This is a genomic window from Luteibacter sahnii (assembly GCF_034063545.1).
In the GTDB taxonomy this organism is placed as follows: domain Bacteria; phylum Pseudomonadota; class Gammaproteobacteria; order Xanthomonadales; family Rhodanobacteraceae; genus Luteibacter; species Luteibacter sahnii.
This window is the reverse complement of sequence record NZ_JAQLOK010000001.1, coordinates 379,294-396,976: the sequence shown is the minus strand read 5'-3', so window position 1 is coordinate 396,976 and position 17,683 is coordinate 379,294. Positions and strand designations below refer to the sequence as shown.

Genomic DNA, 17,683 nt, shown 5'->3' with positions numbered 1-17,683 from the left:
CCATGGCCGTTCGACAGGTGGCCGTGCTAGGTGCCACGGGCTCCATCGGCACCAGCACGCTCGACGTCATCGCCCGTCACCCTGAGCGGTTCCGCGCCAGCGTCCTGGTGGCGAACCAGTCCACCGAAGCGCTGGCGACGCTCTGCGAGCGCTTCCGTCCCGACCTGGCCATCGTCGCCGACGCGTCCATGGAGGGCGACCTGGTACGGCGCCTGGCGGCGGCGGGCGTGCGCTGCGAGGTGGCGTCGGGTGCCGATGCGGTCACTGCGGCCGCCGCCGGACCGCTCTGCGACACCGTGGTCGCCGCCATCGTCGGCGCGGCGGGCCTGGACTCCACCCTGGCCGCCGCACGCACGGGCAAGCGACTGCTGCTGGCCAACAAGGAATCCATCGTCATGGCTGGCGAGCTCCTGCTCGCCGCACTGCGCGAGGGCGGCGGTGACCTGATCCCGGTCGACTCCGAACACAACGCCATTTTCCAGTGCCTGCCGCCGGGCCGTCCCGTCGCCGGGCGCGGCGGCGTGCGCCGGCTGGTGCTGACGGCATCGGGCGGCCCCTTCCGCGGACGCGGGCGCGCCGACCTTGGCACCGTGACGCCCGCACAGGCATGCGCCCACCCCAAATGGTCCATGGGTCGCAAGATCTCGGTCGACTCGGCCACCCTGATGAACAAGGGGCTGGAGGTCATCGAGGCCCACCACCTGTTCCAGGCGCCGCCGGAGACCATCGACGTGGTGGTGCATCCCCAGAGCCTGGTCCATTCGCTGGTCGACTACGTGGACGGCTCCATGCTCGCCCAGTTGGGCCACCCCGACATGCGCACGGCCATCGCCTGCGCGCTGGCCTGGCCGGAGCGGATCGAGGCCGGGGTCCCCCCGCTCGACCTGGCCGCCCACGGCCGCCTCGACTTCGAAGCGCCGGATACCGACACCTTCCGCTGCTTGGCCCTGGCCTTCGACGCGCTGCGGGCGGGCGGCGATGCCACCGCCATCCTCAACGCCGCCAACGAAGTCGCCGTGGAAGCGTTCCTCGCCGGTACCCTGCCCTTCCTGGGTATCGCCGAGCTGGTCGAGCGTGTCCTGGAGGAACTGCCGGCCAAACCCGTGGTCGATGTCCAGACCCTCGCGGCGCGTGACGCGGAGGCGCGTCGCGCCGCCCGCGACGTGCTCCGCCGCGCTTACTGCTAAACTCCTTCCACCCAAACGTTTTTTCGAGACCCGCCTCCCCGATGAGCCCCTTCCTTGGTTCCGTGTTCTGGTTGCTGGTGACGCTGGGCGTCCTGGTGACCTTTCACGAATTCGGTCACTACTGGGTCGCCCGTCGCTGCGGCGTCCGCGTGTTGCGCTTCTCGGTGGGCTTCGGCCGTCCGCTGTGGCGGCGCGTGGCGAAAGACGGCACCGAATACCAGATCGCCGCGATTCCGCTCGGCGGCTACGTGAAGATGCTCGACGCCCGCGAGTCCGACGTCGATCCCTCGCAGATGAGCGAGGAGTTCACCGCCAAGCCCGTCTGGAAGCGCATCGCCATCGTGGCCGCCGGTCCGGCGTTCAACCTCATTTTCACCGTGGCCGCGTTCTGGGCGATGTACGTGGTCGGCAAGCCCGACGTGGCGCCCCTGGTGACCGCGGCACCCGGCAGCATCGCCGCCCAGGCCGGCATCCGGCCCGGCGACCGCATCGTCGCGATGGACGGCCAGCCGGTGGACACCTGGAGCGATGCGATGGACGTCCTCGCCAACGCGCTGCTCGGCACTTCGCCGTTGCCGGTCCGCGTGGCGGATCCCGACGGTGCGCGTCGCGACGTAGTGCTGCCCCTGCAGACGATCGACAACACCGGCGACATCGGCCAGCGCTTCAACGCACTTGGGCTGGCCATGGCGCCCCTGCCCGCCGTGGTCGGCACGGTATTGCCCGGCGACCCCGCCGCACTGGCAGGCCTGCGCCCGGGCGACCGCATCGTCGGCGTCAACGGCCATCCGGTGGACAACTTCGAGGCGTTCACCAAACAGGTGCCTGAGGAAGCCGCCAAATCGCCCACGCTGTCGGTGGCTATCGTGCGCGACGGCCAGCCGAAGACGGTCTCGCTCACGGCCCGCATGAAATCCGAGGCGGGCCAGCCGGCCCGGTGGATGATCGGGGTCTCGGCCGTTCCTCCAGAAACCGCCATTCTCCGTTACGGCCCCGTGCGCGCGTTTACCGAGTCGCTGTCGGCCACCTGGACGGGCACCCGCAACACCCTGGGGCTCATCGGCAAGATGCTCTCGGGCGAGGCCTCCACGAAGAACCTCTCCGGCGTCATCGGCATCGCGCAGGTCGCCAACGACTCGGCCAACCGAGGGCTGGGCTGGTTCCTGAACTTCCTCGCCCTGGTGTCGCTCAGCCTGGCCATCCTGAACCTGCTTCCGATTCCCGTCTTGGACGGCGGACACCTGCTGTATTACCTTATCGAGTTGGTCAAGGGCAGTCCGGTAAGCGAACGCACCATGATCGCAGGCCAGTATGTGGGGCTCGCCTTGCTGTTTACCCTGATGGGGTTGGCGTTCTTCAACGACATCCAACGAATGCTCGTATCGTGACGAAGGCCCTCGCGTTGCGCGGACCCGAACCACACACGAATCACCCCGGCCATGGACGCACCCGCGCCCACGGTCGAACGACGCCAGGCATGAGCCCGGCGCGTGCTCCTCTTCGGTTGCCGGCCTCGTCCGCCAGCGACTGGACTTAACCCAACGGAATCGACGATGAAGCGTATCGCCGCCCTGATCCTGCTTGCCTCCCTGTCCGCCAATGCGCTTGCCTTCGAGCCGTTCGTCGTTTCCGACATCCGTATCGACGGCCTGACCCGCATCGCGCAGGGCACGGTGCTGAGCTACCTGCCCGTCGAAAAGGGTGACACGCTCAGTGAAGACAAGGCCCAGGCCGCCATTCGCGCCCTGTACCAGACCAAATTCTTCAGCGACGTCGAACTCGACCGCCAGGGCGACATCCTGGTGATCAAGGTCATCGAGCGTCCGGCGATCGCCAAGCTCACGCTTCGTGGCAATAAGGACATCAAGGAAGACGACCTGCGCAAGGGCCTGAAGGAAATCGGCCTGGCCGAAGGCGAGACCTTCGACCGCCTGTCGCTCGATCGCGTGCAGCAGGAGCTGATCCGTCAGTATTACAACCGCGGCAAGTACAACGTGTCGGTCGAACCGCACGTCACCCGCCTGGACCGCAACCGCGTCGCGATCGACATCGAGATCCGCGAAGGCAAGGCGGCCAAGATCAAAGAAATCAACATCATCGGCAACAAGGCCTTCCCCGATAAGGACATCCGCAAGGGCTTCGAGTCGAACACGACCAACTGGCTGTCCTGGTATTCCAAGGACGACCAGTACTCGCGCGAAAAGCTCTCGGGCGACCTCGAGAAGCTCAACAACTATTACCTCAACCGCGGCTACGCCGACTTCGGCATCGATTCCACCCAGGTGGCGATCAGCCCGGACAAGCGTGCGATGTACGTCGACGCCAGCGTGAAAGAGGGCGAGGTTTACACCGTCTCCGACGTGAAGCTCCTCGGTGACCTGATCCTGCCGGAAGATACCCTGCGCAAGCTGGTCTACGTGCACAAGGGCGACACGTTCAACCACGCCGCCATCGAAGCCAGCACCGACGCCATCAAGGGCATCCTCGCGAACATCGGTTATGCCTTCGCGAAGGTCACCCCAGTGCCCAAGCTCGACAAGGACAAGCGCACCGCCGACCTCACCCTGTTCATCGAGCCGGGTAAGCGCGTCTACGTGCGTCGCGTGGTCTTCCAGGGCAACACCCGCACCGAAGACGAGGTGCTGCGCCGCGAAATGCGCCAGCTCGAGGGCGCGTGGTACGCGCAGGGCGCCATCGACCGTTCCAAGACCCGCCTGCAGCGTCTGGGTTACTTCAAGACGGTCGACATCGACAAACAGCTCGTCCCGGGCACCGTCGACCAGGTCGACCTCACGGTGAAGGTGGAAGAACAGTCCGCCGGCTCGCTGATGTTCGGCGTGGGCTACTCGCAGTATTCCGGCATCATCCTGTCGGCCTCGGTGTCGCAGAACAACTTCCTGGGTACGGGCGACCGCTTCTCGGTCGGCGCGGAAACCAGCACGTACTACAAGCGCGTCAACGCCAGCTACGTGAACCCCTACCTCACCGACTCGGGCGTGCAGCTGGGCTATAACATCGGCTACAGCAAGCTCGATTACGGCGACACCGATCTGGCGAACTATACCTACAGCACCAAGTCGTTCCAGACGACGCTGTCGTTCCCGATCACCGACTACGACTCGCTGTCGACCAGCCTTGGCGTCAGCTCGAACCTGATCAACACCTCGGCGCTCACGCCCGAACAGCTGTCGGCGTACCAGCGGGCGATCGGCAACAAGACCGTCCACTCGTGGACGTCGAGCCTGGGCTACACCCACGACACCCGCAACAGCTACTGGGCCCCGACCCGCGGCGGCCAGTTGTCGGCGTCCATCGAGGGCGCGCTGCCGGGTTCCACGGTGCAGTTCTACAAGCTGTTCGGCGAAGCCAACCACTACTGGCCGATCGGCAAGGGCTTCGTGCTCTACCTCGACGGCCAGGTCGGCTACGGCAAGACCTACGGCCAGACGTATTCCAACGACGGCTACGCCATCAATCCCGACGGCAGCATCGGCGCCAAGATCTACAGCAAGGGCGACAAGGTGCAGTTCCCCTTCTGGGAGAACTACTACGCCGGCGGCGTGCGAGACGTGCGCGGCTTCCAGGACAACACCCTGGGTCCCCGCCTCTGCGACGGCGGCAGCGCCAACCCCACCCCGGACAGCCATGGCCGTTGCTCGGGCGGCTACTACACCTACGGCCAGCCGATCGGTGGCGCGTTCAAGGTGCTGGGCACCGCGCAGGTCTTCCTGCCCCTGCCCTTCCTCAAGGACGTCAACACGGCCCGCGTGTCGTGGTTCGTGGACGTCGGCAACGTCTACAAGGATTACCAGTCCTTCAACGCCAGCGACCTGCGCGCCTCCACGGGTCTGTCGCTGCAGTGGCAGGCGCCGATCGGTCCGCTGATCATCAACTTCGCCGTGCCGTTCCGTAAGAAGGATGCCGACAACCGCTTCGTCGAGCGCATCCAGTTCACCTTCGGCAACACGTTCTAAGGCGTGAACCGCAAGGCGTGAACAGTAAGTAGAATCGTGGGGTGGCAGGGAGCGATCCTTGCCACCCCTTTCTTTTGGGAGCACTTCCGTGAGCGGGAATCCGCAATTCACCCTAGGCGAGCTGGCCGAACGGTTCGGGCTCGAAGCGCATGGCGATCCGGCCACCGCGGTCGACGGCATCGGTACGCTGGCCGCGGCCACGCCGACGCAGTTCACCTTTCTTTCGAATCCGAAATACACCTCGCAGCTGACCGACACCCAGGCCGGCATCGTGGTGCTCAACGCCGATGCCCTGCCGCTACGCAAGGGTGCGGCCCTCGTGGCGAACGACCCCTACGTCGCCTACGCGAAAATCGCGGCGCTGTTCGAGAAGCACCCGTCCGCCCCCCGCGGCATCCATCCCAGCGCCGTGGTATCGGCCTCCGCGCGCGTCCATCCCACCGCGAGCGTCGGCCCCTGCTGCGTGGTCGAGGACGGCGCGGTGATTGAGGAAGGCGCCATCCTGGGGCCTGGATGCACCATCGGCCCGGGCTGCGTCGTGGGTGCCGATTCACGCCTGGTGGCCCGGGTGACCCTCGTGATCCGGGTCACGCTCGGCAAGCGCGTGCTGGTCCATCCGGGCGCGGTCATCGGCTCGGACGGCTTCGGCCTCGCTTTCGACCGCGACCACTGGGTGAAGCTGCCCCAACTGGGCGGCGTCCGTATCGGCGACGACTGCGAAATCGGCGCCAACACCACGATCGACCGTGGCGCGCTCGACGATACGGTGCTGGAGGACGATGTCCGCCTCGACAACCAGATCCAGATCGCCCACAACGTGCACATCGGCGCGCACACCGCGATGGCCGGCTGCTCGGCCGTGGCGGGCAGCGCGAAGATCGGCCGCTACTGCCTCATCGGCGGCAACGCGGGCATCCTCGGCCACCTCGAACTTACCGACCGGGTTACCATCACGGCCAAGAGCCTGGTGACGGCCTCGATCCGCGAACCGGGCGAGTACTCCTCCGGCTCGCCGCTGCAGGAAAACCGCCAGTGGCGCCGTAACGCGGCACGCATGAAACACCTCGACGAGTACGCGCGCCGCCTGGCGGCGCTGGAAAAGGACAAAGGGCAATGAGCGATTCGAAACCCGCCGTGAAGCTCCCGGTGGACGTGGAACAGATCCAGCAGTTGCTGCCGCACCGCTACCCGTTCCTGCTGGTCGACCGGGTCATCGAGATCGAGCCGGGCAAGTGCATCACGGCCATCAAGAACGTCACGATCAACGAGCCGTTCTTCCAGGGTCATTTCCCTGGCCACCCGGTGATGCCGGGCGTGCTCATCGTCGAGGCCATGGCACAGACCGCCGGCCTGCTCACCCAGATCACCAGCCAGCTCGACGGCCAGGGCGGCAGCCCGCTGTTCTACCTCGTGAAGGTCGACAACGCCCGCTTCTCCGCGGTCGTCGCCCCGGGCGACCAGCTGCGCATGGAGGTCTCGCTCAAGCGCCTGATCCGCGGCATGGGGCTGTTCGAGGCCCGCTCGCTCGTCGACGGCAAGGTCGTGGCGTGCTGCGAGCTGATGTGCGCCGCCAGGAGCGACAAATGATTCATCCGACCGCGCAGATCGATCCCTCCGCGCGTATCGCGGACAACGTCAGCGTCGGTGCGTACACGATCATCGGCTCGGACGTCACGATCGGCGAGGGCACCGTCATAGGTCCCCACGTGGTGATCGACGGGCCCACTACCATCGGCCGCGACAATCGCATCCTCCAGTTCGCCTCCATCGGCGGTCCGCCGCAGGACAAGAAATGGCAGGGCGAGCGCACCGAAGTGATCATCGGCGACCGCAACCTCATCCGCGAATTCGTCACGATCAACCGCGGCACGGGCGACGGCGGCGGCGCGACCCGCGTGGGCAACGACAACTGGCTGCTGGCCTACGTGCACATCGCCCACGACTGCCAGGTCGGCAACAACATCGTGTTTTCCAACTACTCGGCCCTGGCCGGTCACGCCGAGATCGGCGACTGGACGATCCTGTCGGGTTATTCCGGCGTGCACCAGTTCTGCAAGGTCGGCGCCCATGCCTTCCTCGGCATGGGCTGCCTGGTCGGTTCCGACGTGCCGCCGTTCGTGATGATGGCGAACGAGACCCGCGGCCGTCCGCGCGGCATCAACAGCGAAGGCCTGAAACGTCGCGGTTTCGACACCACGCGCATCGCCGCCATCAAGCGCGCCTACCGCACGCTCTACATGGCCGGCCTCCCGCTGGCCGAAGCCCGCGAGCAGTTGCAGGCGCAGGCGGAAGGCAGCGAAGACGTGCGCCAGATGCTCGACTTCCTCGATCGCAGCGAGCGCTCGCTCGCCCGCTGACCCGGGTACGGCATGGCACAGCCCCGTTCCGCTCCCTTCATCGCGCTGGTCGCCGGCGAAGACTCCGGTGACCAGCTCGGCGCCGACCTCATCGACGCGCTGCGACGGCGCTATCCCGGCGCCCGCTTCGCGGGCATCGGCGGTGCGCGCATGCTCACCCGCGGCTTCGAGTCGTGGCACGACATCCGCGAGCTTTCGGTCATGGGCTTCGCCGAAGTCGTGCGGCACCTCCCCCGCCTGCTGCGCCTGCGCAAGACGCTCGTCGGACGCCTGCTGGCCGAACGACCGGACGTGGTCGTGGGCATCGACGCGCCCGACTTCAACCTCGGCGTCGAGCGTCGGCTCAAGCAGGCGGGCCTCGCCACCGTGCACTACGTCAGCCCCTCCGTGTGGGCCTGGCGCGAGAAGCGCGCGGAGAAGATCGGTCATTCGGCGGACCGCGTGCTCTGCCTGTTTCCGATGGAACCGCCCATCTACGCCCGGCACGGGGTCGACGCGCGGTTCGTCGGCCACCCACTGGCGGATCGCTTTCCCATGGTGTCGGACCGCGCGGCGGCACGCGATGCCCTCGGCCTGCCCCACGCCACCCCGGTGCTCGCCGTCCTGCCCGGCAGCCGGCCCAGCGAGATCGAACGCGTGGGAGCCATCTTCATCGACGCCGCGCGGCGCATCGCTACCGAGCGACCCGATGTACGCATCGTGGTGCCTTCGGCCAACGAACGCGTGCACGCCCGGCTGAACGAGCTGCTCGCCGGCTTCCCGGGCACGCCGCCCCAACTCGTCGACGGACGGGCCCACGAGGCCATGCTCGCCGCGGATGCCGTACTCCTGGCCTCCGGCACCGCCACGCTGGAGGCCATGCTCGCCAAGCGCCCGATGGTCGTCGGTTACCGCGTGTCGCCCACGAGCTATCGCATCGCCAAGGCGTTACGCATGCTGAAGACCGACGTCTACAGCCTGCCCAACATCCTCGCCCGCGCCTGCGGGTTGGGCCAGCAACGCCTGGTGCCCGAATTCATGCAGGACGACTGCACGGCCGAACGCCTCGCCGGCGCCACGCTCGACCTGCTGGCCGACAGCGAGCGGCGGGGTGCGATGGTGGCCGCTTTCGAATACCTGCACCAGCAACTGCGTGGAGGGCTCGACGGCCGGGCCGCGGACCATGCCGCGGACGCGATCGCCGGGATGCTGGCCGATCGCGGGTTGCCTGCGGCCACCGACGCGCACTAGCCTCACGCCATGCCTCGCAAGTCCAACGTTACCCGCCAGCTCGCCCGCGACCTTATCGTCGCCGGCGTGGACGAAGCCGGTCGCGGACCGCTCGCCGGTCCGGTGGTCGTCGCCGCCGTCATCCTCGATCCGGCGCGCCCGATCCGTGGGCTCAACGATTCCAAGCAACTGGACGAAACCACCCGCGAGAAGCTCTACGGCCGCATCGTCGAGCGCGCGCTGGCCTGGTCGGTGATCTTCGTCGAGCGCGAGGAAATCGACCGCATCAATATCTTCCAGGCCACCATGGTGGGCATGACGCGCTCGCTCATGGGCCTCGCGCTCGCGCCCCAGATGGCCCTGATCGACGGCAACCGGTTGCCGCGCACCCTGCCCTGCGAGGCACGTGCGGTCATCGGCGGCGACGCCAGTGAACCCGCGATCAGCGCCGCGTCGATCCTGGCCAAGGTCAGCCGCGATCGGCATATGCATGCCCTCGACGCGGTGCACCCGGGCTATGGCTTCGCCCGGCACAAGGGCTACGGCGTGCCCGAGCACCTCGACGCCCTGGCGCGGCTGGGGCCGTGCGACGTGCACCGCCGCAGCTTCGCCCCGGTCAAGCGCTGGTTCGAACCGGCCGTCACGCCGGTGGCCGACCTTTTCGACGCGGTCGTCGCTTAAGCCCTAAAGCTCCGGAAGTTCCCGCCGATAAGACCGGCAACGCCTTCATCCGGCGCCGGTTTATTCATCACTACAGGGACTTCCCCATGAACAAGATCGCCATCGTCGCCGCGCTGCTGATCGCAGCCCCGATCTCGGCCCACGCCGCCTGCTCGGCCAAGGACTTCTCCATCGACGGCTTCGCCGTGAAGCTCCAGCAGGGTGCCGGCCAGCCGCGCTTCAGCATGAAGGGCAATCTGGTCAACAAGTGCACCGAAGCCGCCGCCGCGCAGATCCGCATCGATGCGAAGGACGCCTCGGGCAAGGTCATCGCCAGCAAGCAGGGCTGGCCCGCCGGCACGTCGAACATCGAGCCGGGCAAGAGCGTTGATTTCGACCTCGGTCGTCTGTTCCGCTACTCGCCCGACATGCAGGACTACACCGTGGTCGTGTCGGACGTGAAAGCCTGGTAACACGCCGCCTTCGGCGAGGGCCAGCGCACGGCCGGCCCTCGCTTGCGAACGCGTTTAGAGGGGTATCCAGGCGATGCGCTCGCCCTCGGCGAACACGGTCGTCCGCGACGGCAACCACGCCAGCACGTGCGCCGCCGCGAGATTGCTCAACATGTGCGACTCCTGCCGGGGCAGGGCCCACAGACGCGCGATGCCATCGCTCAGATCCAGCCGCATCCGCACCAACCGATCGCGTTCGGCGTCGGCATCAATGCTCGCTTGCAGTGTTCCCTGGCGCCACGCCGGCTGGGGCGCCGTTTCGCCGCCCAGATGGCCGAGTATGGCCCGCGCATGGATCGCCAGGCACACCAGCACCGCACCGGGATTGCCCGGCATGCCCAGCAGCGCCTTGCCGTCGTGGCGCAGGCCATACCAGAGGGGCTTGCCTGGCTTCTGGGCCACCTTCCAGAACACCCGGCGCACGCCGAGACGATCCGCCACGAGCGGCACGTAGTCGCGATCGCCCACCGACACGCCACCGCTGGTGATGACCAGGTCGGCGCTGTCCAGCGCGGCGCTCAGGGCTTCTTCCAGCGCGCTTTCGTCGTCGTGGACATAGGCGACGACCGGCTCACCGTAGCCGTGCTCCACCATCCACGCGCGCACGAGGGGACCGTTGGCGTCATAGACCTGGCCCGGACCGAGCGGCTGGCCCGCACGCAGCACCTCATCGCCGGTGATCAGCACGGCGACGCGAGGCCGCCGGTGAACATCCACCTCATGCACGCCCGCCATGGCGAACAAGGCGACCAGGCCCGACGTCACGCGTTGGCCCGCCTCGGCGAGCACGGCGCCCTCGGCCAGTTCTTCGCCTTCGTGGCGAATCGCCGCGCCCACGCGCACCGACTCGCGCAACACGAGCGTGTCGCCGTCCCGGTCGACGATCTCCTGGCGGGCCACGGCGTCCGCGCCGTCGGGCAGTACGGCGCCGGTGAGAATCCGTATCGCCTGCCCCGGGCCGACCACGACATCGGTGGGCGATCCGGCCGCCGATGTGCCGACCAGGTGCCGCGCCTGCGTGCCATCCGCGGCGCGCAAGGCATAGCCGTCCATCGCGCTCTGGGTGAACCGCGGCAACGAGACGCGCGCGACGGGCGCCGACGCCAACACGGCACCCAACGCCATCTCCACGGGCACGCGCTGCGTCGGCAGCGGCCGCAGCGACGCCGCATACCGCGCCAGCGCCTCCTCGAGCGCGAGCAAGGCCATCGTCAGGCGTCTCCGCCGTAGCCGCCGGCGTGGCGTCCGCCCCGCCTCGCGGTTTCGAGCAGGTGGACGATGCCGGGCAACGTGGCCGCGAGTGATTCGGACGCCCCGCCGCGGCTGCCGGGGAAGGTCGCCAGCAACGCATCGCCCACGTAACCGGCGACGCCCCGCGATAACATCGCGAACGGCATGCGCCGCTGTCCGAACGCGCGCGCGGCTTCCATGATCCCGGGAATCTCAACATCGAGCAGGGGCGATACGGTATCGACGGTGATGTCGCGCGGGCCCAGGCCCGTGCCCCCTACCGTGACGATCAGGGCGACGCCAGACGCCGACAGCTGACCGATCGCGTCACGCAGCGCGTCCGCATCGTCCGCCAGTACCCGGTAGTCGACCGGATCGAAACCGGCCTCGACGAGGGCGTCGCGAACGAAAGCCCCGGCCGTATCCTGTGCCGCGCCGGACGCGACCGTATCGGAGAGCACCACGACGGCCGCCGCGCGCGGCTGCGACAGGTGGCGCCGATAGTGCGACTTTCCGCCCGTCTTGCGTTCGAGCCGGCAGTCGCCGATGTGCATGTCATCGGGCTCGCAATAAGGCTTGAGCATGTCATATAGGGTAAGCGCCGCGAGGCTGGCCGCGGTGAGCGCTTCCATCTCCACGCCGGTGGGACCGATGGTCTGCACCTCGGCCGTCACGCGCACGGAGGTCTGGGCGAGGTCATACGAAACCTCCGCACGATGGATCGGTAGCGGATGGCACAGCGGAATCAGCTCGTCGGTGCGCTTGGCGGCGAGGATGCCGGCGACGCGCGCGGTCTTCAGCGCGTCGCCCTTCTCCGTTTCGCCGCTGCGCAGCAACTCGATGCAATGGGCCGGTGCGTGCAGCGTCGCGCTGGCCCGGGCCACGCGCAGGGAATCCGGTTTAAGGCCGACGTCTTTCATCCGTGACTCGTGTGCGCGTGAGAGTGAGAGTGCGGCACCGACGGCGCGTCGGTGTCGAAGTCGTCGCGGATGCAGCAACCTTCGACGAAGGCGCTGCTGCCGTCGGCGTAGAATTCTTCTTTCCAGATCGGGGCGCCATGCTTGACCGCGTCCACTGCGTAACGGCAGGCGTCGAACGCCTCGGCGCGATGCGGTGCGCGCACCACGCAGGCGATCGCCACGTCGCCGATCACCAGGTCGCCCAGGCGATGCACGATGCGCACGTAGGGCACGCCGAACCGCCGACGGGTGGCGTCTTCCACGTCGCGGATGGTTTTCGCGGCAAGCGCTTCGTGCGCGGTGTAGCGAAGGCGAATCACGCTCCGACCCTCGTGGTGATCGCGCACGGTGCCGACGAAAAGCGCCAGCCCCCCGCACTCGGGATGGGCATCCAGTTCAAGCAGCGGATCGATGGCGACGGGATGATGGGACAGCACGGCACGCTCCATGGTCAGCCTCCCGCCACTGGCGGCAGCAGGGCGATGCGGCCATCCGCCGGCAACGGATCGTGCCGACGCACGATGGCGTCGCCCGCGGCACAGGCGCAACGGGCGAGCCGTTCGGCCAGGTCGGGCCGGGCGGCGTCAAGCGCAAGCAACGCATCGCCCACGGTGTGCGCGTCGCCGACGTCGAGTGGGAATTCGCGGGTGCCGGCCAGCCGTTCGAGGCTGGCATAGAATTCGAAAACGATCGTGGTCATGGTCGGGCTCATCCCCCCATCGAGTGCATCGTGGTGGCGCGTTCGACGGGGCCGGGGCGCACGGCATAGCCGGCGTCTTTCAGCCACACGGCGCGCCGCACGATCGCGGCCAGCGCCTCGTCGTCGTCGCCGCTTCGCATGCGCGCGCCCAACGGCGTACCCACGGGGGAAAACAGACAGGTAAAAAGTTCGCCCGTGGCGGTGAGCCGCAGGCGATCGCAGGTGCTGCAGAACGGTTGGGATACCGTGGAAATGATGCCCAGGTCGTAGTCGTCGTCGACACGCCAGGGCGTGGCCGGATCGTTGCCCCGGGCCTGGCGCTCGACAGTGTGCCCACGTTGCCGGATCGCCTGGATCATGTCCGCTTCGGACACCACCGCATCCCGGCGCCACTGGCCCGGGGCGTCCAGCGGCATGTACTCGATAAAGCGCAACGGCAGGCCCCGTCGCATCGCCCATTCAAGCAATGCCACGACGTCGCCGTCGTTGTCGCCGCGCAGCACCACGGCGTTGAGCTTGACCTTCGCGCCAGCGGCGACGAGCGCGTCGATGCCGTCGAGCACGGGTGCGATCTCGCGGCCGGTCATCCGCCGGAATAGCGCCGGTTCGACGGCATCCAGGCTCACGTTGAAGTCATCGATGCCCGCGGCGACCAGGTCGCCCGCTCGCGGCGCGATGCGTGACGCGTTGGTAGTCATCGACAGACGGCGCAGGCCCTGCGCACGCAGCCCATCCAGGGCGAGGACGCACTCGCGCAGATCGCGGCGCAGCAGGGGCTCGCCGCCGGTGAGCCGGATCTGCTCAATGCCGTGGGCCACGAACAGACCGGCCAGGCGCACGACCTCATCGCGCGAGAGCAGGCTGGCCCGCGGCAGCCAGTCCGGCTGTTCGGGCATGCAGTACGTGCAGCGGAAATTGCAGCGATCGGTAAGCGATATCCGCAGCTTGCGCTTGGTACGGCCGTGACTGTCGGTGAGTGGGAGCATCGTGGCCTTGGGGGCGAGCCGCGGAACAGTACACATCGTGCCAGAGTTCGCGTCGAGGGATCATCATACGCCCGCGACGGACGCGCGAGGCTGACTTTTTCCGCAACGCGTCAGACAAACCCCGAAAAAAAAGGGCCCAAAACGGAAAAAATCTTCGCGGACCCTATTTTCAGCGGACCAAAGCAACGCTAGAGTGAGTCGCCCGCTGGGCACCGGCCGCCAATGGCCGCACCATTCGAATCACGTGACAAGGATAACCATGGCCAAGACCACCAAAACGGCGGCGAAGAAAGCTGCCAAGGCGCCCGCCAAGGCTGCAAAGACCGCCAAGGCCCCGGCCGCCCTCAAGCCGATCAAGGATCCGCTGTCGAAGTCGTCGCTGGTTGCGCACATCGTCGAGCAGAGCGGCGTCGACAGCAAGAGCGTCAAGGCCGTGATGGCCTCGCTCGAAGGCGCGATCTCCGCGTCGGTTCACAAGAAGGGCGCCGGCACGTTCACGCTGCCCGGCCTGCTGAAGATCACCTCCGTCGCCGTGGCCGCCAAGCCGAAGCGCAAGGGCAAGGATCCGTTCACCGGTGAAGAGCGCTGGTTCGCCGCCAAGCCCGCCTCGGTGAAGGTCAAGGTCCGTCCGCTCAAGAAGCTCAAGGACGCCGCCGCCTGATCGACCGATCCGCGCAGTGCACGTGAAAGGCCCCCACCGCGAGGTGGGGGCTTTTTTTTGGTTCATCGCGGAAGTGGGGGCGGAGGCTGAGCGGATACAGGCCCTGCTAGGTGCAACGCGCTCTGGCGCTACCAGGCCCCCAAGAGCACCACGACTCGCGGGATCGACCCATCCACCCGGCCAGGAGGTTGATCGCCGGGATGGCCCCCAGACTTCCGTGAAAAACGTCTTCTGGAGCGGGAAGCGGGAGGTGGCGCGGCGATGCGGGAGATCGCCGCGCCACGTGCCCCCTCCCTCGCGAGCGTGCGCCCCCACTTCCCCACCCCCATCCCACTCCCACCCCTTGACTACACCTGTAGCCAAGCGCATCCTGCCTACAAATGTAGTCAGGAGCATCGCATGAGCGGCAAGACCATCGGCGACCAGGAACTCGCCTTGTTGCAGTACATCCAGGCCACGCCGAAACGTTCGGTGGGCGACGTTTTCACCGGTTACGGCGAGCCGCGCGGGCTGGCCCGCTCCACCGTGCTGACGATGATGGAACGGCTGCGCGCGAAGGGGTATCTCTCCCGGCGCAAGGCGGAGGGCGCCTATCGCTACAGCGCCACTAACGGCAGCGAGCAGGTGATGACGGGCGCCATCGGGCGTTTCGTCGAGAAGACCCTGCAGGGCTCGGTCTCGCCCTTCGTCGCATGGATGGCCGAACGCGGCCAGGTGAGCGACGCGGAGCTGGCCGAACTCGAAGCCCTGGTCGACACGCTGCAATCGCGGCGCAAGGGGCGCTGACATGCCAACCTTCGCCGATCTGGTGCTTTCGCGGCTGGCCCACGCATCCGCCCAGGCCGTGGTGCTCGGTGGCCTGGCGCTGCTGATCTGTCGCATGCTGCCGTCGTTGTCCGCCGGGATGCGCGCCACGCTGTGGTGGTTGCTGAGCGCACAGATGGTGGTCGGCATCGCCTGCCCCTCGCTGCTCGAACTGCCCCTGCTTCCCGCACCACGTGCCCACGCGTCGACCACGATCGTCATCGACGCCCGGCACATCGACCTGCCTTCGGCGGCCGCGACGATGCCGCCGTCCGACGGGCTCCCGTGGACCACGCTGGTGCTGGTGCTGTGGGCCGCCGCGGTGCTCGTGCAGCTCGTCGTCGCGGCGTGGCGCGCCCGCCACCTGCCCGGCATGCTGCGACGTGCGATGCCGCACGACGACGCGCGTGTCGAAGCCCTGTGCGCGCGACGTGCCCGTGAGCTGGGCCTGCGCCGCTCACCGAGGCTCGCGGTGTCCGCCGACGTCACGTCGCCGCAAGTCGTCGGCGCGTGGCACCCGACCATCCTGTTGCCGCTGGACGATGGACTCGACGAGCGCGAACGGGACATGGCCCTCATGCACGAACTGGCCCACGTGCGCCGCGGCGACCTGTGGCTCGGCTGGCTGCCGGCGATCGCCCGCAGCCTGTTCTTCTTCCACCCGCTCGCCCACCTGGCCGCGCGCGAATACGCCCTGTGCCGCGAAGCCGCCTGCGACGCACTCGTCGTCTCGCATGGCGGACAAGCGGCGCAGACCTACGGCCGCCTGCTGCTCCGGCTCGGCGTGTCACCGCAGCCCCATCACGCGCTGCCCGGCGCGTCCCCCACGTTCCTTACCCTGAAGAGGAGACTCACCATGCTCGGTCGCATGCACGAGACGCCCCCGCGCGCCTTCACCCTCGCCCTCATCGCCGTGGTCGTGGTGGCCGCGGCACTTCCCTGGCGCGTCGTCACCGCGCGGGACGCGGCGCCGGCCTCGGCGCCGGTCGTCATCGCGCCGCGTCCGCCGGCCGCTCCCGCGCCGCCTGCGCCGCCCGCCGATGGCGTGCTGCCGTCCGCACCGCCAGCACCGCCCGCACCGCCTGCACCGCCGGTCGGCCCAGCCAGGGGCATGCAGGTGGTACGCGTGACGAGCGACACGCGACCGCCGAAGGCCTTCATCTACTACGGCGGCGACGTCACGGTGATGAGCGGCGATAAGGACGACTTCCGGCGCGCCGACGCCGCACGGCACGGGAACACACCCGTCGCGTGGTACCGCGATGGCGAGAAGGCCTGGGTGGTCGACGATCCCGCCTACCTCAAGCGCATCGATGCGATCTACGCCAAGGCATCGCAGCCGGCGGAAGCGGCCCGCGAACGTGCCGAACGCGGCGCCAGGGTGGCCGCCGAGCAGGCCGCGCTCAACGAACGGATGGCGAAGCTATCGCAGCGCCAGGCCGACCTCGTGGCGCACGAAGTCCGGCCGGGCCCGGACCCGCGCACGCGCGCCGAATACGCCGAAGGCCATGCCGCGATCGGACGCGAACAGGCCATGCTCGCCGACCAGATCGCCACGCTCGGCCGCGCCCAGGCCGAACAGGGACGACTCGACGTCGACATGGCGCGTCGCCAGAAAGACGCCAACGACCAGGCCAACCAGGCACTCGACTCGCTGATCGCCGAAGCGGTGCGCAACGGTGTCGCGAAAGCGGATCGCTGACGGGTCGCGCCCGCTCGGGTAAGGTGGGCGTTTTCGCGATACGCGCGAACGTCCCCCTTCCCCTGGAGGCAACATGCGACTTGAACCGGGCACGCTGATCGAAGCGGCCGCGCTGCTGTTCGACATGGACGGCACCCTCATCGACTCCCGCGTGGTGGTCGAGAAGATCTGGAAACGCTGGTGCGACGCGCACGGTCTGGACTGGCACGCCGTGCTACCCCGCCTGCACGGCGTGCGCATGTACGACTCGGTGAAGGAATTCACGCCCGCCGGGCTCGACGTGCAGGCCGAGTACGAGGCGCTGTACGCCGAAGAAGTGAACGACGTGGACGGCATCGTGCCGATTCCCGGGGCGCACGAACTCCTCGCGGCGCTGCCACCGTCGGCGTGGACCATCGTGACGTCCGCCGACACCGTGCTGGCGACGGCGCGATTGGGCGCGGCGGGCATCGCCCTGCCGCCGCGGATGGTCACCGGCGAGATCGTGACCCTCGGCAAACCCGACCCGGAAGGCTACCTGTTGGGCGCGTCGCGCCTGCAGGCCGATCCCGCCGACTGCGTCGTCTTCGAAGACGCCCGCGCGGGCATCGAGGCCGGCCAGGCCGCCGGGGCCTGGGTGATCGCCATCGCGGGCGACCATCCTGAAGAGATTCCCCAGGGCGTCGCATGGATTCCCGACCTGACCGTGCTGCGTTTCGACGGCATCCACGAGGGCAAGGTTCGCCTGCGTGTGGTCTGACCC

18 protein-coding genes are annotated in these 17,683 nt (G+C 68.1%); 13 read left to right on the top strand and 5 right to left on the bottom strand.

Annotated elements, in window-relative coordinates:
* Window positions 1-2: 2 nt before the first annotated feature.
* The 9 genes from PI246_RS01840 to PI246_RS01800 all read left to right on the top strand — a co-directional run bounded on the left by PI246_RS01840 (window position 3) and on the right by PI246_RS01800 (window position 9,860).
* On the top strand, window positions 3-1,187 hold the full coding sequence (locus PI246_RS01840; RefSeq protein WP_320549583.1) for a 1-deoxy-D-xylulose-5-phosphate reductoisomerase: 1,185 nt from the start codon (window positions 3-5) through the stop codon (window positions 1,185-1,187).
* Between the two features lie 41 nt (window positions 1,188-1,228).
* On the top strand, window positions 1,229-2,575 hold the full coding sequence (gene rseP / locus PI246_RS01835) for an RIP metalloprotease RseP (protein ID WP_320549582.1): 1,347 nt from the start codon (window positions 1,229-1,231) through the stop codon (window positions 2,573-2,575).
* A 165-nt stretch (window positions 2,576-2,740) separates the two neighbouring features.
* A complete protein-coding gene (gene bamA, locus PI246_RS01830; protein WP_320549581.1) occupies window positions 2,741-5,161 on the top strand; it encodes an outer membrane protein assembly factor BamA in 2,421 nt (806 codons plus the stop codon).
* Between the two features lie 88 nt (window positions 5,162-5,249).
* A complete protein-coding gene (lpxD, locus tag PI246_RS01825) occupies window positions 5,250-6,278 on the top strand; it encodes a UDP-3-O-(3-hydroxymyristoyl)glucosamine N-acyltransferase (protein ID WP_320549580.1) in 1,029 nt (342 codons plus the stop codon).
* On the top strand, window positions 6,275-6,748 hold the full coding sequence (gene fabZ, locus PI246_RS01820; RefSeq protein ID WP_320549579.1) for a 3-hydroxyacyl-ACP dehydratase FabZ: 474 nt from the start codon (window positions 6,275-6,277) through the stop codon (window positions 6,746-6,748). Before lpxD ends, fabZ begins: the two co-directional genes overlap by 4 nt.
* Complete coding sequence (gene lpxA / locus PI246_RS01815) at window positions 6,745-7,518, top strand: acyl-ACP--UDP-N-acetylglucosamine O-acyltransferase (protein WP_320549578.1); 774 nt, start codon at window positions 6,745-6,747, stop codon at window positions 7,516-7,518. The genes fabZ and lpxA overlap by 4 nt, the downstream gene beginning before the upstream one ends.
* Window positions 7,519-7,530: 12 nt before the next feature.
* On the top strand, window positions 7,531-8,748 hold the full coding sequence (gene lpxB / locus PI246_RS01810) for a lipid-A-disaccharide synthase (RefSeq protein ID WP_320549577.1): 1,218 nt from the start codon (window positions 7,531-7,533) through the stop codon (window positions 8,746-8,748).
* A 9-nt stretch (window positions 8,749-8,757) separates the two neighbouring features.
* Window positions 8,758-9,408 (top strand): ribonuclease HII, encoded by a 651-nt coding sequence (gene rnhB / locus PI246_RS01805; protein WP_320549576.1) that lies wholly within the window; start codon window positions 8,758-8,760, stop codon window positions 9,406-9,408.
* 86 nt (window positions 9,409-9,494) lie between these two features.
* Window positions 9,495-9,860, top strand: a complete 366-nt coding sequence (locus PI246_RS01800) for a hypothetical protein (RefSeq protein WP_320549575.1) — start codon at window positions 9,495-9,497, stop codon at window positions 9,858-9,860.
* A 54-nt stretch (window positions 9,861-9,914) separates the two neighbouring features.
* On the opposite strand, the gene PI246_RS01795 is transcribed toward PI246_RS01800, so the two are convergent.
* Genes PI246_RS01795 through moaA form a run of 5 tightly spaced genes read right to left on the bottom strand, consistent with a single transcriptional unit; the run spans window position 9,915 to window position 13,810 of the window.
* On the bottom strand, window positions 9,915-11,108 hold the full coding sequence (locus tag PI246_RS01795) for a molybdopterin molybdotransferase MoeA (RefSeq protein WP_320549574.1): 1,194 nt from the start codon (window positions 11,106-11,108) through the stop codon (window positions 9,915-9,917).
* 2 nt (window positions 11,109-11,110) lie between these two features.
* Window positions 11,111-12,049 carry a bifunctional molybdenum cofactor biosynthesis protein MoaC/MoaB gene (gene moaCB, locus PI246_RS01790; protein WP_320549573.1) on the bottom strand — a complete coding sequence of 313 codons (939 nt, stop codon included), beginning with the start codon at window positions 12,047-12,049 and terminating at the stop codon, window positions 11,111-11,113.
* Complete coding sequence (locus PI246_RS01785) at window positions 12,046-12,537, bottom strand: molybdenum cofactor biosynthesis protein MoaE (RefSeq protein ID WP_320549572.1); 492 nt, start codon at window positions 12,535-12,537, stop codon at window positions 12,046-12,048. The genes moaCB and PI246_RS01785 overlap by 4 nt, the downstream gene beginning before the upstream one ends.
* Window positions 12,538-12,539: 2 nt before the next feature.
* Entirely contained in the window at window positions 12,540-12,788 is a 249-nt protein-coding gene (locus tag PI246_RS01780) for a MoaD/ThiS family protein (protein WP_320549571.1), read from the bottom strand.
* Between the two features lie 8 nt (window positions 12,789-12,796).
* Complete coding sequence (gene moaA, locus PI246_RS01775; RefSeq protein ID WP_320549570.1) at window positions 12,797-13,810, bottom strand: GTP 3',8-cyclase MoaA; 1,014 nt, start codon at window positions 13,808-13,810, stop codon at window positions 12,797-12,799.
* A gap of 223 nt (window positions 13,811-14,033) precedes the next feature.
* Between moaA and PI246_RS01770 the strand changes: the two genes are divergently transcribed.
* The 4 genes from PI246_RS01770 to PI246_RS01755 all read left to right on the top strand — a co-directional run bounded on the left by PI246_RS01770 (window position 14,034) and on the right by PI246_RS01755 (window position 17,680).
* Window positions 14,034-14,435 (top strand): HU family DNA-binding protein, encoded by a 402-nt coding sequence (locus tag PI246_RS01770; RefSeq protein WP_320549569.1) that lies wholly within the window; start codon window positions 14,034-14,036, stop codon window positions 14,433-14,435.
* 399 nt (window positions 14,436-14,834) lie between these two features.
* Window positions 14,835-15,221: a BlaI/MecI/CopY family transcriptional regulator gene (locus PI246_RS01765; protein ID WP_320549568.1), complete on the top strand. Its 387-nt coding sequence runs from the start codon at window positions 14,835-14,837 to the stop codon at window positions 15,219-15,221.
* Window position 15,222: 1 nt separating this feature from the next.
* Window positions 15,223-16,941 (top strand): M56 family metallopeptidase, encoded by a 1,719-nt coding sequence (locus tag PI246_RS01760; protein WP_320549567.1) that lies wholly within the window; start codon window positions 15,223-15,225, stop codon window positions 16,939-16,941.
* Between the two features lie 73 nt (window positions 16,942-17,014).
* Entirely contained in the window at window positions 17,015-17,680 is a 666-nt protein-coding gene (locus PI246_RS01755) for an HAD-IA family hydrolase (protein WP_320549566.1), read from the top strand.
* Window positions 17,681-17,683 lie beyond the last annotated feature (3 nt).

Coding starts and splice junctions, on each gene's coding strand:
- PI246_RS01840 (WP_320549583.1), top strand. CDS start 3: ATGGCCGTTCGACAGGTGGCCGTGCTAGGTGCCACGGGCTCCATCGGC.
- rseP (WP_320549582.1), top strand. CDS start 1,229: ATGAGCCCCTTCCTTGGTTCCGTGTTCTGGTTGCTGGTGACGCTGGGC.
- bamA (WP_320549581.1), top strand. CDS start 2,741: ATGAAGCGTATCGCCGCCCTGATCCTGCTTGCCTCCCTGTCCGCCAAT.
- fabZ (WP_320549579.1), top strand. CDS start 6,275: ATGAGCGATTCGAAACCCGCCGTGAAGCTCCCGGTGGACGTGGAACAG.
- lpxA (WP_320549578.1), top strand. CDS start 6,745: ATGATTCATCCGACCGCGCAGATCGATCCCTCCGCGCGTATCGCGGAC.
- lpxB (WP_320549577.1), top strand. CDS start 7,531: ATGGCACAGCCCCGTTCCGCTCCCTTCATCGCGCTGGTCGCCGGCGAA.
- rnhB (WP_320549576.1), top strand. CDS start 8,758: ATGCCTCGCAAGTCCAACGTTACCCGCCAGCTCGCCCGCGACCTTATC.
- PI246_RS01800 (WP_320549575.1), top strand. CDS start 9,495: ATGAACAAGATCGCCATCGTCGCCGCGCTGCTGATCGCAGCCCCGATC.
- PI246_RS01795 (WP_320549574.1), bottom strand. CDS start 11,108: ATGGCCTTGCTCGCGCTCGAGGAGGCGCTGGCGCGGTATGCGGCGTCG.
- moaCB (WP_320549573.1), bottom strand. CDS start 12,049: ATGAAAGACGTCGGCCTTAAACCGGATTCCCTGCGCGTGGCCCGGGCC.
- PI246_RS01785 (WP_320549572.1), bottom strand. CDS start 12,537: ATGGAGCGTGCCGTGCTGTCCCATCATCCCGTCGCCATCGATCCGCTG.
- PI246_RS01780 (WP_320549571.1), bottom strand. CDS start 12,788: ATGACCACGATCGTTTTCGAATTCTATGCCAGCCTCGAACGGCTGGCC.
- moaA (WP_320549570.1), bottom strand. CDS start 13,810: ATGTGTACTGTTCCGCGGCTCGCCCCCAAGGCCACGATGCTCCCACTC.
- PI246_RS01770 (WP_320549569.1), top strand. CDS start 14,034: ATGGCCAAGACCACCAAAACGGCGGCGAAGAAAGCTGCCAAGGCGCCC.
- PI246_RS01765 (WP_320549568.1), top strand. CDS start 14,835: ATGAGCGGCAAGACCATCGGCGACCAGGAACTCGCCTTGTTGCAGTAC.
- PI246_RS01760 (WP_320549567.1), top strand. CDS start 15,223: ATGCCAACCTTCGCCGATCTGGTGCTTTCGCGGCTGGCCCACGCATCC.
- PI246_RS01755 (WP_320549566.1), top strand. CDS start 17,015: ATGCGACTTGAACCGGGCACGCTGATCGAAGCGGCCGCGCTGCTGTTC.